At 64.5% G+C, this 12,781-nt stretch carries 13 protein-coding genes; 8 read left to right on the forward strand and 5 right to left on the reverse strand.

Going from position 1 to position 12,781, the window contains the following annotated elements; genetic code table 11:
- Positions 1-3 precede the first annotated feature (3 nt).
- Positions 4-1,167: a YihY/virulence factor BrkB family protein gene (locus Q0139_RS08395; protein ID WP_298020069.1), complete on the forward strand. Its 1,164-nt coding sequence runs from the start codon at positions 4-6 to the stop codon at positions 1,165-1,167.
- Here the strand turns inward: Q0139_RS08395 and mmsB are convergent, their stop codons facing one another.
- The 3 genes from mmsB to Q0139_RS08410 all read right to left on the reverse strand — a co-directional run bounded on the left by mmsB (position 1,168) and on the right by Q0139_RS08410 (position 4,315).
- Complete coding sequence (gene mmsB, locus Q0139_RS08400) at positions 1,168-2,058, reverse strand: 3-hydroxyisobutyrate dehydrogenase (RefSeq protein ID WP_298020071.1); 891 nt, start codon at positions 2,056-2,058, stop codon at positions 1,168-1,170. It abuts the gene before it with no gap.
- Between the two features lie 181 nt (positions 2,059-2,239).
- Positions 2,240-3,022, reverse strand: coding sequence for an enoyl-CoA hydratase-related protein (locus tag Q0139_RS08405; protein WP_298020074.1), 783 nt, complete (start codon positions 3,020-3,022; stop codon positions 2,240-2,242).
- Positions 3,023-3,169: 147 nt separating this feature from the next.
- Entirely contained in the window at positions 3,170-4,315 is a 1,146-nt protein-coding gene (locus tag Q0139_RS08410; protein ID WP_298020077.1) for an acyl-CoA dehydrogenase family protein, read from the reverse strand.
- 121 nt (positions 4,316-4,436) lie between these two features.
- Between Q0139_RS08410 and Q0139_RS08415 the strand changes: the two genes are divergently transcribed.
- From Q0139_RS08415 to Q0139_RS08445, 7 genes are read left to right on the forward strand one after another with little or no spacing between them, the layout of a single operon-like run.
- The gene (locus tag Q0139_RS08415; RefSeq protein ID WP_298020080.1) at positions 4,437-4,607 is read left to right on the forward strand and encodes a hypothetical protein; all 171 of its coding nucleotides are present in this window, start codon (positions 4,437-4,439) and stop codon (positions 4,605-4,607) included.
- 18 nt (positions 4,608-4,625) lie between these two features.
- Positions 4,626-5,168: a pseudouridine synthase gene (locus Q0139_RS08420; RefSeq protein ID WP_298020083.1), complete on the forward strand. Its 543-nt coding sequence runs from the start codon at positions 4,626-4,628 to the stop codon at positions 5,166-5,168.
- Positions 5,169-5,198: 30 nt separating this feature from the next.
- Positions 5,199-7,556, forward strand: a complete 2,358-nt coding sequence (locus tag Q0139_RS08425) for a bifunctional salicylyl-CoA 5-hydroxylase/oxidoreductase (RefSeq protein ID WP_298020086.1) — start codon at positions 5,199-5,201, stop codon at positions 7,554-7,556.
- Positions 7,553-8,287, forward strand: coding sequence for an SDR family NAD(P)-dependent oxidoreductase (locus tag Q0139_RS08430; protein WP_298020089.1), 735 nt, complete (start codon positions 7,553-7,555; stop codon positions 8,285-8,287). The genes Q0139_RS08425 and Q0139_RS08430 overlap by 4 nt, the downstream gene beginning before the upstream one ends.
- On the forward strand, positions 8,284-9,093 hold the full coding sequence (locus Q0139_RS08435) for an enoyl-CoA hydratase family protein (protein ID WP_298020091.1): 810 nt from the start codon (positions 8,284-8,286) through the stop codon (positions 9,091-9,093). The genes Q0139_RS08430 and Q0139_RS08435 overlap by 4 nt, the downstream gene beginning before the upstream one ends.
- A complete protein-coding gene (locus Q0139_RS08440) occupies positions 9,093-10,727 on the forward strand; it encodes a benzoate-CoA ligase family protein (RefSeq protein WP_298020094.1) in 1,635 nt (544 codons plus the stop codon). The genes Q0139_RS08435 and Q0139_RS08440 overlap by 1 nt, the downstream gene beginning before the upstream one ends.
- A complete protein-coding gene (locus Q0139_RS08445; protein ID WP_298020097.1) occupies positions 10,720-11,115 on the forward strand; it encodes a RidA family protein in 396 nt (131 codons plus the stop codon). Before Q0139_RS08440 ends, Q0139_RS08445 begins: the two co-directional genes overlap by 8 nt.
- A 38-nt stretch (positions 11,116-11,153) precedes the next feature.
- Here the strand turns inward: Q0139_RS08445 and dmpG are convergent, their stop codons facing one another.
- Positions 11,154-12,176: a 4-hydroxy-2-oxovalerate aldolase gene (dmpG, locus tag Q0139_RS08450; RefSeq protein WP_298020100.1), complete on the reverse strand. Its 1,023-nt coding sequence runs from the start codon at positions 12,174-12,176 to the stop codon at positions 11,154-11,156.
- On the reverse strand, positions 12,173-12,781 hold a 609-nt coding region (locus Q0139_RS08455; protein WP_298020103.1), incomplete at its 5' end, for an acetaldehyde dehydrogenase (acetylating). The genes Q0139_RS08455 and dmpG, both read right to left, overlap by 4 nt.

Below are 12,781 nucleotides of genomic sequence, written 5' to 3' on the forward strand. Positions count from 1 at the left end.
GCCATGGACACCGCCGATGCCCCACCCGCCGACGATGCGGAGATCACCGCGCTGAACGCCGAGGCGCCTCCGCAAGCGCCTGTCGACGCGGTGCCGGGCGCGACGGCGGGGACACCGCTCCATCTGGGTTGGCGCGGATGGAAGGCGGTGCTGAAGCGCATCTATGTCATGAGCGGCTTTCACAGCCTGCCCCTGTTGGCGGCCGGGGTCGCCTTTTACGCCTTCCTGACCATCGCGCCGGCGATCGCCGCCATCGTCATGATCTTCGGTCTGTTCGCCAATCCGGCGATCGTGTCCGACATGATGGGGACGGTCATCGCCATCGTCCCCGGCGATGTCGCGAATGTGATACGCGGCCAGTTGTTGGCGGTCGTCAACGCGAGCGCCGGCGTGACCGGGATCGCTCTCGCCATCGCCATCTTCTTTGCGGTGTTCGGTGCGATGCGGGCGTCGGGGGCGATGATCCAAGCGCTCAACATTATCTATCAGGAGCATGATTCGCGCTCGATCATGACATTCTACTGGCGTTCGGCGATGTTGACCGCCGGCGCAATATTGCTCGCCATCGTCGGCATCGCCGCCGGATCGATGTTCGTCTGGTTGTCGACGCAGACCGAGGATCTGCTGGGCCCGCAGGCGCGGGTTGCCTCGCAAATCCTGACATGGCTGCTGGCCGGATTGCTCGCCGTCATCGCCTTCGGCGCGGTGTATCGTTACGCGCCGGACCGGCGAGCGGCAAAGTGGCGCTGGCTGACCCTGGGATCGATCGTCGCAACGCTGCTTTGGGTCGGCGTGACGTTCCTGTTCGGCCTCTATGCGAGCTATGTCGCGAACTATAACGCGACCTATGGCTCGTTGGGCGCGGTCGTCGCGTTGCTCATGTGGCTCTGGCTGACGTCCTATGCCGTGCTGATCGGAGCGCTCGTCAATGCCGAGGCCGAGCGGCAGACGGCGCGCGATTCGACCGTCGGCCCGGATCGTCCGATCGGCGAACGTGGCGCGGTGATGGCCGATACCCAGGCGCTCGACGCGGCGAGCCGCGAACTGCTCGAGAAGAAGCGGCGACGACACGCCGACCGCGCGGCGCGGCGCAGCACGCGCGAGGCGCTGGGCTTGCCCCGACGATTGCGCGGGCGGGAAGAACCCGCACCCGAAACCGACGCCTGACTATTCCCCGCCGTGGCGGGCGAGGAACTCGATGATGCCGGAAAAGTCCTTCCGCTCTCCGCCTTCGCCGACGAAATGCTCGTAGAGCGCACGCGCCTTGGCGCCCATCGGGGTGCGCGTGTCGCTCGCTTCGGCCGCTTCCATGGCGAGTTTCAGGTCCTTCAGCATCAGCGGCGCCTGAAAACCCCCGGCATAATCCTTGTCCGCCGGTGTTTCCGGGCCGACGCCGGGAACGGGGCAATAGCTCGTCATCGACCAGCTCTGGCCGGAGGCCTGGCTTGAGATGTCGTAGAAGACCTGCGGATCGAGTCCGAGCGCTTCGGCAAGGTTGAACGTCTCGCAGGTGGCGATCATCGTCGCGCCCAGCAGCATGTTGTTGCAGATCTTCGCCGCCTGGCCGTTGCCCGCATCGCCCGCATGGATGACGGCCTTGCCCATGGCTTCGAGGATTGGCCTGGCGCGTTCGAACGCTTCATCGGTCCCGCCGACCATGAAAGTCAGCGTTCCGCCTTCGGCCGCCGCGATCCCGCCCGACACCGGGGCATCGACCATCGCAAAGCCTTTGGCGGCCGCCTGATCGGCCACCGACCGCGCCGTATCGACATCGATCGTCGAGCAGTCGAGCAGCAGTGTCCCCGGCTCGGCATGGTCGAACACGTCATCGGTATAGACGGCGCGGACATGCTTGCCGGCGGGCAGCATCGTGACGACGGCCTCGGCACCCTTCACCGCTTCGGCGCCTGATGCGGCCGTGCGGCAACCCTTTGCCTTCGCCGCCCCCAGCGCCTCTTCCGAAATGTCGAAGGCGGCGACGTCATGGCCCGCCTTCGCCAGGTTCGCGGCCATCCCGCCGCCCATGTTTCCGAGCCCTATAAAGGCGATTGTGGTCATAATTGACGTTCCCTTGTTTCAATCGTCATGCTGAACTTGTTTCAGCATCCACTCAACCGCTTGCCGCGAGCTGATGCAAATTACGCACCGACAGGCGCCGCAAATCCAGTCTCTTTCGCCGATAAACCTGAGCCAAGGTTAGCAGTGGATCCTGAAACAAGTTCAGGATGACGGCCTTGTTTCAACGCCCCTTCCACTTCCCGTCGCGCTTTTCGATGAAGGCGCCCATGCCTTCGGTCTTGTCCTCGCTCGCGGTCAGGATCTGGAACAGGCGGCGTTCGTGGAGGATGCCCTGATCGAGGTTCGTCTCGAACGCGGCGTTGACCATTTCCTTGTTGATCATCGCGGCCATGGGCGGTTTCGAGGCGATCGTCTCGGCCGTCTTCAGCGCTTCGTCGAGCAGTTCGTCATGCGGCACGACGCGGGCGATGAGGCCCGAGCGTTCGGCCTCCTCGGCATCCATCATCCGGCCGGTCAGGCACATTTCCATCGCCTTCGACTTGCCGATCGCGCGGGTCAGCCGCTGAGAACCGCCCATGCCCGGCGCGACGCCGAGGTTGATCTCGGGCTGGCCGAACTTCGCCCTGTCCGAAGCGATAACGAAATCGGCCATCATCGCCAGCTCGCACCCGCCGCCGAGCGCGAAGCCGTTGACCGCGGCGATCCACGGCTTGCGCGTCGCCTTGACGAGGTGGCTCGACCATTTGGCGAAAAAGTCCTCGAGATAGAAATCGGCCGCGGCCTTGTCGTACATCTCCTTGATGTCGGCGCCGGCGGCGAAGGCCTTGTCGCCCGACCCGGTGATGACGAGGCAGCGCTGATCGGCATCGACTTCGAACGCGGCGAACGCGTCGACTAGCTCGTCGAGCACCTGGCTGTTGAGCGCGTTGAGCGAATCGGGCCGGTTCAGCGTCACGAGCGTCACGGCGCCGCGCTGTTCGGTGAGGATGGTTTCGTAGGTCATCTGGTCTCCAAAATTTCATTCGTCATGCTGAACTTGTTTCAGCATCCACTCCTAAAATTGCACCTGCGGCTGCGGTGGATGAGTGGACCCTGAAACAAGTTCAGGGTGACGGAAAACAACTATCGCGTACGCTTGCATTTCCAGAAATTACTGCCGCAACATGTCGCGGCCGACGATCATCCGCATCACCTGGTTGGTGCCTTCGAGGATCGAATGAACGCGCAGGTCGCGCCAGAAGCGCTCGATCGGATAGTCCTTGAGATAGCCGTAACCGCCGAAAAGCTGGAGCGCGTTGTTGACGACGTTGCTGCCGCTATCGGTGGCGAGGCGCTTGGCCATGGCGGAAAAGCGCGTTTTGTCCGGCGCGTTGGCCGTCACCTTGGCGGCGGCGAGATAGAGCAGTGCGCGCGCCGCCTCGAGCTCGGTCGCCATGTCGGCGAGCATGAATTGCGTGTTCTGGAAGTCGGCGATCGGCTGGCCGAACTGCTGGCGTTCCTTGGTATAGGCGACCGCCTCGTCGAGGCAGCGCTGCGCCCCGCCCAGCGAACATGCGCCAATGTTGAGCCGCCCGCCATCGAGCCCCGCCATCGCGAAGCTGAAGCCTTCGCCCTCTTGCCCGATCCGATTCTCGACCGGCACGCGGCAATCCTCGAAGATCAGCTGCGCGGTCGGCGAGGCGTTCCAGCCGAGCTTCTTCTCGGGCGCGCCGTGCGACAGGCCGGGCGTGCCCTTTTCGACGACGAGGCACGAAATGCCCTTGGACTTGTGCTCGCCGGTGCGGACCATGACGACATAGATGTCGTTGAAGCCCGAGCCCGAGATGAACTGCTTGGTGCCGTTGAGGACATAGTGATCGCCGTCGAGTTTCGCGGTCGTTTTGAGCCCTGCGGCATCCGACCCGCTAGCCGGCTCGGTCAGCGCATAGCTCGCGATATGCTCCATCGTGACGAGCCTGGGCAGGAACTTCGCCTTCACCTCGTCGCTGCCGAACCGATCGATCATCCAGCTCGCCATATTGTGGATCGAGATGTAGCTGCTCGTCGCCGGGCAGCCATAGGCCATCGCCTCCATGATCAGCGCCGCCTCGAGACGCCCCAGCGCGATGCCGCCCGATTCCTCCGACACATAGATCGCGCCGAAGCCGAGTTCGCCGGTCTTCTGGATCACGTCGCGGGGGAAATGATGCGTCTCGTCCCATTCGGCGGCGAAGGGGGTGATCTCGTCGGCGGTGAACTTGCGCGCCATATCCTGGATCGCGAGCTGTTCGTCGGTCAGTTCGAATTGCGTGGTCATGGCAGGCGCCTTAGCACCGGGATCGATGCAGTGAAACGGTTGCCGCGTTCATCGCCCGGTCAGCATGATGGGCGCAGCAATCGGGCCGGGGTCGCGAGCAATTTAGGGGGGTGTCCGACCCATGCGTTTCGCAATCCTTCTTCTCGCCGCGCTTCCGCTTGCCGCATGCACCGCGGATTCGCTCAACCGCAATCTTGTCAACTGGTGCGAGGGCGAGGACCATTGCTACGTCACCGACGGGCGCGATTATATGGGGCCGCCGCATCAGGATGCGATGCGCGAACCGCGCTGAGCTGCTATCCGGGCCGCCATGGCGCGGCTGATCCTCTTCAACAAACCCTTTGGCGTACTCTCTCAATTCACCGATCGCGGATCGCCGACGAAACGTGCGACGCTGTCGGACTATATCGATGTCCCCGGCGTCTATCCCGCCGGTCGGCTCGACCGCGACAGCGAAGGCCTGCTTCTGCTGACCGATGACGGCAAGCTGCAGGCGCGCATTGCCGACCCAAAATTCAAAACCGCGAAAACCTATCTGGCGCAGGTCGAGGGCGAGATCGGGGACGAGGCGCTTGCCAGTCTGCGTAGCGGCGTGACACTAAATGACGGACCGACGCGCACGGCCGAAGCAGAACGCATTGACCCACCTGATCTCTGGCCCCGCGACCCGCCGATCCGCGTCCGCAAGGCCATCCCCGATTGCTGGATCTCGCTGACCATTACCGAAGGGCGCAACCGGCAGGTGCGGCGGATGACAGCGGCGGTCGGCCATCCGACCCTTCGGCTCGTCCGTTGGCGGATCGGTGAGTGGACGCTGGACGGTGTCGCGCCGGGAGAATGGCGCGAAGGGTAGCCTCATGCTGCGCAGCAAATGGCTCGACGGTTGAAAAGCATTTCAACCCGGCGCACTCTCCCCGCCGTGCAAAGCGGGACCGGACAGATCGAGCGCATCGCGATATCCGGCGGCGGGCCCGCAGGGCTCTACGCCGCGATCAGCCTCAAATTGCGCCGTCCCGATTGCGACATCACCGTCATCGAGCGCAACCGGCCCGACGACACCTTCGGCTGGGGCGTCGTGCTGTCCGAAGAAACGCTCGAAAACCTTGCCGCCAACGACCCGCCCAGCGCCGACGCGATCCGCGCCGACTTCGCCTATTGGGACGATATCGCCGTGGTGCGGGGCGAGGACCGGATTGTCTCCACCGGCCACGGTTTTTGCGGTATCGGGCGGCAGCGGCTGTTGACGCTCCTTCAGAAACGCGCGCGTGAACTGGGCGTAACCATGCGGTTCGAAACCGAGGTCGGCGATATCGCGTCGCTGATGCGCGACCACGATGTCGTCATCGCCGCCGACGGCGTGAATTCCGCCGCGCGCGCAGCCTTCGCCAGCACGTTCGAGCCGGAAATCGATGTTCGCGCCAACAAGTTCGTCTGGCTCGGCACGCATCAGAAGTTCGACGACGCCTTCACCTTCATCTTCGAAGAGACCGAACATGGTTGGGTCTGGGCGCACGCCTATCAGTTCGATGCCGACACTGCGACCTTCATCGTCGAATGCAGCGAGGAGACGTGGGAGAAGTTCGGTTTCGGCGCGATGGATGCGGCGGAATCCGTCGCCACCTGCGAGCGGATCTTCGCGGACCATCTCGCCGGGCATGCGTTGATCTTCAACGCGCGGCACCTGCGCGGATCGGGCTGGATCAACTTCCCGCGCGTGCTCTGCAAAAAATGGCACCACGAAAATCTCGTCCTGCTCGGTGATGCCGCCGCGACCGCGCATTTCTCCATCGGCTCAGGGACCAAGCTTGCCATGGAAAGCGCCATAGCGCTCGCCGACAAGCTGCAGGCGCATGACGATCTCGCCGCCGCCTTCGCCGAATACGAGGAGGAACGCCGGGTCGAGGTGCTGAAGCTGCAATCGGCGGCACGCAATTCGTGCGAATGGTTCGAGGATATCGACCGTTACCTCAAGCTCGAACCGATGCAGTTCGCCTATTCCCTGCTGACCCGGTCGCAGCGCATCAGCCATGAAAATCTGCGGCTGCGCGACGCGGCATGGCTGGGCGAGGCGGAAGGCTGGTTCCAGTCGCGCGCCGGTGCGAATGATGCCCGCGCGCCGATGTTCGCGCCGTTCCAGCTGCGAGGTATGCGGCTCGCCAATCGCGTCGTCGTGTCGCCCATGGCGCAGTACAAGGCCGTCGACGGCTGTCCGACCGACTGGCATTTCGCCCATTATGCCGAGCGCGCCAAGGGCGGGGCGGGGCTCGTCTATACCGAGATGACCTGCGTCAGCCCTGAGGGCCGGATAACACCCGGCTGTCCCGGCCTCTACGCGCCCGAGCATGAGGCCGCGTGGAAGCGGCTCACCGATTTTGTCCATCGCGAAACGGGTGCCAAGATCTGCGCGCAGCTCGGCCATTCGGGACCCAAGGGTTCGACCCAGCTCGGCTGGGAGGAGATGGATGCGCCGTTGACCGACGGTAACTGGCCGCTGATCGCCGCTTCAGCCGTGACGTGGTCGGACCGCAATCAAGTACCCAAGGCGATGGACCGGGCGGTCATGGACCGGGTGCGCGATGAATTCGTTGCGGCGGCCGAAATGGCCGAGCGTGCCGGGTTCGACATGATCGAGCTGCACATGGCACATGGCTATCTGCTGTCGAGCTTCATCACGCCGCTGACCAACCGGCGCGACGACGATTATGGCGGGAGCCTGGAAAACCGCATGCGCTTTCCGCTCGAAATCTTTCATTCCGTCCGCGCCGTCTGGCCCGAAGACAAGCCGATATCGGTACGTATTTCGGCGAACGACTGGGTCGGCGAGGACGGCGTGACGCCCGAAGAGGCGGTGCGGATCGCGGGCATGCTGAATGAGGCCGGCGTCGATATCTGCGACGTTTCCGCCGGTCAGACCTCGACCCGCGCCAATCCCGTTTACGGCCGCATGTTCCAGACCCCATTCTCCGACCGCATCCGCAACGAGACGGGCATGGCGACGATGGCGGTGGGCAATATCTACGAGCCCGATCACGTTAATTCGATCCTGCTCGCGGGCCGCGCCGATCTCGTCTGCCTCGCCCGGCCGCATCTCAGCGATCCCTATTGGACGCTGCATGCTGCGGCCGAGCTCGGCGATACGGGCGTCGCCTGGCCCGATCCCTATCTGGCCGGGCGCGACCAGCTCTACCGCCTCGCCGAAAAGGAACGGCTGGCGGCCGAGGCCGAGGAGTTCAAGGCATGAGGATAGAGGGTCGCCATGCTGTCGTGACCGGGGGCGGAACGGGCATCGGCAAGGCGATTGCGCGTGCGCTCGCGAAAGAGGGTTCGAAGGTCAGCCTGTTCGGTCGCCGTGCCGAACCCCTGGAAGCGACAGCCGGAGAGATCGGCGCCCATGCCGCTTCGTGCGACGTGACCGATCCGTTAGCGGTAGCGGAGGCCATGCAGTCTGCGTGTGACCGACATGGCCCGGTCGCTATCCTCGTCAACAATGCGGGGGCCGCATCGAGCGCACCCTTTGCCCGCATCGAAGCGGAAACATGGCGCGCTACGATGGCGGTCAATCTCGACGGTGTGTTTCATTGCTGCCGCGCGGCGATAGGCGCGATGCTCGATGCAGGCGATGGGCGGATCGTCACCATTGCTTCCACCGCCGGGCTCGAAGGCTATGCCTATACCGCGCCCTATTGCGCGGCGAAGCACGGCGCGGTCGGGCTGATGCGTGCTCTGGCGGCGGAATATGGGGCCAAGGGCATCACCGCCAATGCCGTCTGCCCCGGCTTCGTCGATACCGAGATCGTTGCCGATGCGGTGCGCAACATCGTTGCGAAGACCGGCCGGAACGCGGAAGAGGCGAGGGGAGAACTTGCCCGGATGAACCCGTCGGGTCGGCTCATTCGGCCGGAAGAAGTGGCCGATGCGGTTGTCGAAATGATACAATCCGAACGAAACGGTGAAGCCTTGGAGATTTCATGAACCCCGAAACTTTCGCGCCCGAACATTTCCTCTGGAGCTTTGCGGACGGCGTCGCGACCGTCACGCTCAACCGGCCCGACCGCAAGAACCCGCTGACCTTCGAAAGCTATACCGAGCTGCGCGATATGTTCCGCGCGCTCGTCTACGCCGATGAGGTGAAGGCCGTCGTCGTCACGGGCGCTGGCGGCAATTTTTCCTCGGGCGGCGATGTGCACGAGATCATCGGGCCGCTGACCGAGATGGCGATGCCCGAATTGCTCGAATTCACGCGGATGACGGGCGATCTCGTCAAGGCGATGCGCGGCTGTCCGCAGCCGATCGTCGCCGCGCTCGATGGCATCTGCGTCGGTGCTGGCGCGATCATGGCGATGGCGAGCGATATCCGGCTCGCGACGCCGGCGACGAAGACCGCCTTCCTTTTCACAAGGGTCGGATTGGCGGGCTGCGATATGGGGGCCTGCGCGGTCCTGCCGCGGATCATTGGCCAGGGACGGGCGTCGGAACTGCTATATACCGGTCGCGTCATGAGTGCCGAGGAGGGTGACCGCTGGGGCTTCCACAATCACCTGGTGGAGGCGGACGCATTGCTCGGCGAAGCGACCGCTCTCGCCCGCTCGCTCGCCGACGGACCGACCTTCGCGCACGGCATCACCAAGACGCAGCTCCAGCACGAATGGAATGTCGGCATCGACACGGCGATCGAGATGGAGGCGCAGGCGCAGGCGATCTGCATGGCGACCAAGGACTTCCGCCGCGCCTTCGAAGCCTTTGCCGCCAAGAAGACGCCGGTGTTCGAAGGCGATTGATGGGCGGACTGTTCCCCTCCGGCCATGAAGACGGCTTTGCGCGCGACAATCTGCCGCCGATGGAGCAATGGCCGGACTTGCTGCTCGACGGTTTCGATTATCCCGAACGGCTCAATGCCGGTGTCGAACTGTGCGACCGGCTGGTCGAGCAGGGCCATGGCGACCGCATCGCGCTGATCGGCAATGGCCGGGCGAGGACGTACAAGGAACTGGCCGATTGGTCGAACCGGATCGCCCATGCGCTGGTCGAGGACTATGGCGTTGTTCCGGGCAACCGCGTGTTGATCCGCGGGCCGAACAACCCGGCGCTCGTCGCTTGCTGGCTCGCGGCGACCAAGGCGGGGGCGGTCGCGGTCAACACCATGCCGATGCTGCGGGCGGGCGAACTCGCCAAGATCGTCGACAAGGCGGAGATTTCGCTGGCGCTCTGCGACACGCGCAGCCTCGACGAGATGGTGGCCTGCGCCAAGGACAGCGCCTTCCTCGACAAGGTCGTGGGCTTCGACGGCACCGCCAACCATGATGCCGAGCTCGACCGGATCGCGCTCTCGAAGCCCGTGCAGTTCGAGGCGGCGGATACCGCGCAGGACGATGTCGCGCTGCTCGGCTTCACCTCGGGCACCACCGGCGAGCCCAAGGCGACGATGCATTTCCACCGCGACCTGCTGATCATTGCCGACGGCTATGCGAAGGAGGTGCTGGAAGTCACGCCCGACGATATCTTCGTCGGCTCGCCACCGCTGGCCTTCACTTTCGGGCTCGGCGGTCTTGCGATCTTCCCGCTGCGTTTCGGCGCCGCGGCGGCGTTGCTCGAACAGGCGAGCCCGGCCAACATGGTCGAACTGATCGAGCAGCACCGCGCGACGATCAGCTTCACCGCCCCCACCGCCTATCGCGCGATGCTCGCCGCGATGGATGAAGGCGCGGATCTGTCCTCGCTGCGGCTGGCGGTATCGGCGGGCGAAACGCTGCCCGCGCCGGTGTTCGAGGAATGGGAGCGCAAGACCGGCAAACCGATCCTCGACGGCATCGGCGCGACCGAGCTGCTGCACATCTTCATCACCAACCGGCCCGATGACCGCCACCCCGGCTGCACCGGGCGGCCTGTGACGGGCTATGAAGCGCGTATCCTCGGCGATGATGGTGAGGAGCTACCCGTTGGCGAAATCGGCCGCCTTGCCGTGCGCGGGCCCACAGGCTGCCGCTATCTCGCCGATGACCGTCAACGCGATTATGTCCTTAATGGCTGGAACCTCACCGGCGACAGCTTCCGGCGCGATGCGGAGGGCCGCTTCCACTTCGCCGCGCGATCGGACGACATGATCGTCTCCTCCGGCTACAATATCGCCGGGCCGGAAGTCGAATCGGCGCTGCTTGCCCATCCCGATGTCGCCGAATGCGCGGTCATCGGCGCGCCCGACGAGGCGCGGGGACAACTCGTAGAGGCGCATGTCGTTCTCGCCGAAGCCGCGCTTCCCAACGGAGAAACCGTCGAACGCCTCCAGGCCCATGTGAAGGCCAGCATCGCTCCCTATAAATATCCCCGATCCGTGGTCTTCGTCGATGCGCTGCCGAAGACGAGCACCGGCAAGATCCAGCGCTTCCGGCTGCGCGAGGAGAAGAGCGATGGCTGAGACGATCCACCCCGAAGGCTGGGCGCCGGCGATCGGCTATGCGAACGGCATGGCCGGGTCGGGTCGCATGCTGTTCCTCGGCGGCCAGATCGGCTGGAACGCCGAGCAACAATTCGAGAGCGACGATCTGGTCGACCAGGTCCGCCAGTCGTTCGAAAATGTCGTCGCCGTGGTCGAGGCGGCGGGTGGCACGCCGTCCGATATCGTCTCAATGACCTGGTTCATGACCGATCTCGAAGACTATGGCGCGCGGCTCAAGGAGATCGGCCGCGCCTATCGCGACGTCATCGGTAAGCATTTTCCCGCCATGGCTGTCGTCGAGGTGAGCCGCCTCGTGGAAGAGCGGGCGAAGGTCGAGATCCAGGCAATCGCCGTGCTGCCCGGCTAGAGCCAGACGAGGAAAGCGGGATGGCCGCCGCGTCCGGCTCAGTCCCGCTGCAAATCCAGCGCCACATCGACGATCATGTCCTCCTGGCCGCCGACCATCTTGCGACGGCCCAGCTCGACGAGGATGTCGCGCGTGTCGATGCCATATTCTTCGCTCGCCTTTTCCGAATGCCTGAGGAAGCTCGAATAGACGCCGGCATAGCCGAGTGTCAGCGTTTCGCGGTCGACGCGTACCGGGCGGTCCTGCAACGGCCGGACGAGTTCCTCCGCGGCGTCCATCAACGCGAAGAGGTCGGTGCCGTGGTTCCAGCCCATCCGGTCGGCCGCGGCGATGAAGACTTCGAGCGGCGCATTGCCCGCGCCCGCTCCCATGCCGGCAAGGCTCGCGTCGACGCGGATCGCGCCGTTCTGCACCGCGACGATCGAATTGGCGACGCCGAGCGAGAGATTGTGGTGCGCATGGACGCCGCGCTGCGTTTCGGGTTTCAGCACGCGGTCATAGGCCTGCAGCCGCGCCGCATAATCCTCCATGTTCATCGCGCCGCCGCTGTCGGTCACATAGACGCAGTGCGCGCCATAGCTTTCCATCAGCTTTGCCTGCTGGGCCAGCGGTTCGGGTTCGGACATGTGGCTCATCATCAGGAAGCCGGCGACGTCCATGCCGAGCTTGCGGGCATGTTCGATATGCTGCTTGGAGACATCGGCTTCGGTGCAGTGCGTCGCGACGCGCACCGAACGCACGCCGAGATCATAGACGCGTTCGAGATCGCGGATCGTGCCGATGCCGGGCAGCAGCAGCGTGGTGAGCACCGCATGATCGAGCTCCTCGGCGACGGCGGCGATCCAGTCCTCGTCGGTATGCGCGCCGAAACCGTAGTTGAACGAGCTGCCCTGCAGTCCGTCGCCATGCGCGACCTCGATCGCATCGACCTTCGCCGCATCGAGGACACGGGCGATCGCGCGGACATGGTCGAGGCCATATTGATGGCGGATCGCGTGCATGCCGTCGCGCAGCGTGACGTCCTGGATGTAGAGCTTGGTCTCGGTCGGGTCGAAGGTCATGCGGCCACCTTTTCGCTGTCGCGCAGCGCGATTTTCTCCGCGGTCTTCAGCGCCGCCGAGGTCATGATGTCGAGATTGCCGGCATAGGCGGGCAGGTAATGCGCCGCGCCCTCGACCTCGAGAAAGACCGAGACTTTGAGCCCGGTGAACTCGCCGTCCATTTCCGGAATACGCAGCGGCCGGTTCGATCCGATATGCTCGAATTGCACCTTCTGCTTGAGCCGATAGCCGGGGACATAGGTCTGCACTTCGGCGACCATCTCGTCGATCGATTGTTCGATTGCCTCGCGGTCGGCCTCCTCGCACAGGCAATAGACGGTGTCGCGCATGATCAGCGGCGGTTCGGCCGGGTTGAGGATGATGATCGCCTTGCCGCGCCCCGCACCGCCGACCGCGACGATCGCCTCGCTCGTCGTCTCGGTGAACTCGTCGATATTGGCGCGCGTGCCGGGACCCGCGCTTTTGGATGCGATCGAGGCAACGATCTCGCCATAATGCACCTTGGCGACACGGGCGACGGCATGGACGATCGGGATCGTCGCCTGGCCGCCGCAGGTCACCATGTTGACGTTCGGTTCGCCGAGATGCGCGTCGCCATTGACGGG

It is taken from the genome of uncultured Parasphingopyxis sp. (genome assembly GCF_937129435.1).
Classification (GTDB): Bacteria; Pseudomonadota; Alphaproteobacteria; order Sphingomonadales; family Sphingomonadaceae; genus Parasphingopyxis.

What these genes read in the sequence shown, in the direction of transcription:
- dmpG (WP_298020100.1), bottom strand. Translation starts at nt 12,176, where the DNA reads ATGACCTTCGACCCGACCGAGACCAAGCTCTACATCCAGGACGTCACG.
- Q0139_RS08395 (WP_298020069.1), top strand. Translation starts at nt 4, where the DNA reads ATGGACACCGCCGATGCCCCACCCGCCGACGATGCGGAGATCACCGCG.
- Q0139_RS08410 (WP_298020077.1), bottom strand. Translation starts at nt 4,315, where the DNA reads ATGACCACGCAATTCGAACTGACCGACGAACAGCTCGCGATCCAGGAT.
- Q0139_RS08415 (WP_298020080.1), top strand. Translation starts at nt 4,437, where the DNA reads ATGCGTTTCGCAATCCTTCTTCTCGCCGCGCTTCCGCTTGCCGCATGC.
- Q0139_RS08445 (WP_298020097.1), top strand. Translation starts at nt 10,720, where the DNA reads ATGGCTGAGACGATCCACCCCGAAGGCTGGGCGCCGGCGATCGGCTAT.
- Q0139_RS08440 (WP_298020094.1), top strand. Translation starts at nt 9,093, where the DNA reads ATGGGCGGACTGTTCCCCTCCGGCCATGAAGACGGCTTTGCGCGCGAC.
- mmsB (WP_298020071.1), bottom strand. Translation starts at nt 2,058, where the DNA reads ATGACCACAATCGCCTTTATAGGGCTCGGAAACATGGGCGGCGGGATG.
- Q0139_RS08405 (WP_298020074.1), bottom strand. Translation starts at nt 3,022, where the DNA reads ATGACCTACGAAACCATCCTCACCGAACAGCGCGGCGCCGTGACGCTC.
- Q0139_RS08430 (WP_298020089.1), top strand. Translation starts at nt 7,553, where the DNA reads ATGAGGATAGAGGGTCGCCATGCTGTCGTGACCGGGGGCGGAACGGGC.
- Q0139_RS08435 (WP_298020091.1), top strand. Translation starts at nt 8,284, where the DNA reads ATGAACCCCGAAACTTTCGCGCCCGAACATTTCCTCTGGAGCTTTGCG.
- Q0139_RS08420 (WP_298020083.1), top strand. Translation starts at nt 4,626, where the DNA reads ATGGCGCGGCTGATCCTCTTCAACAAACCCTTTGGCGTACTCTCTCAA.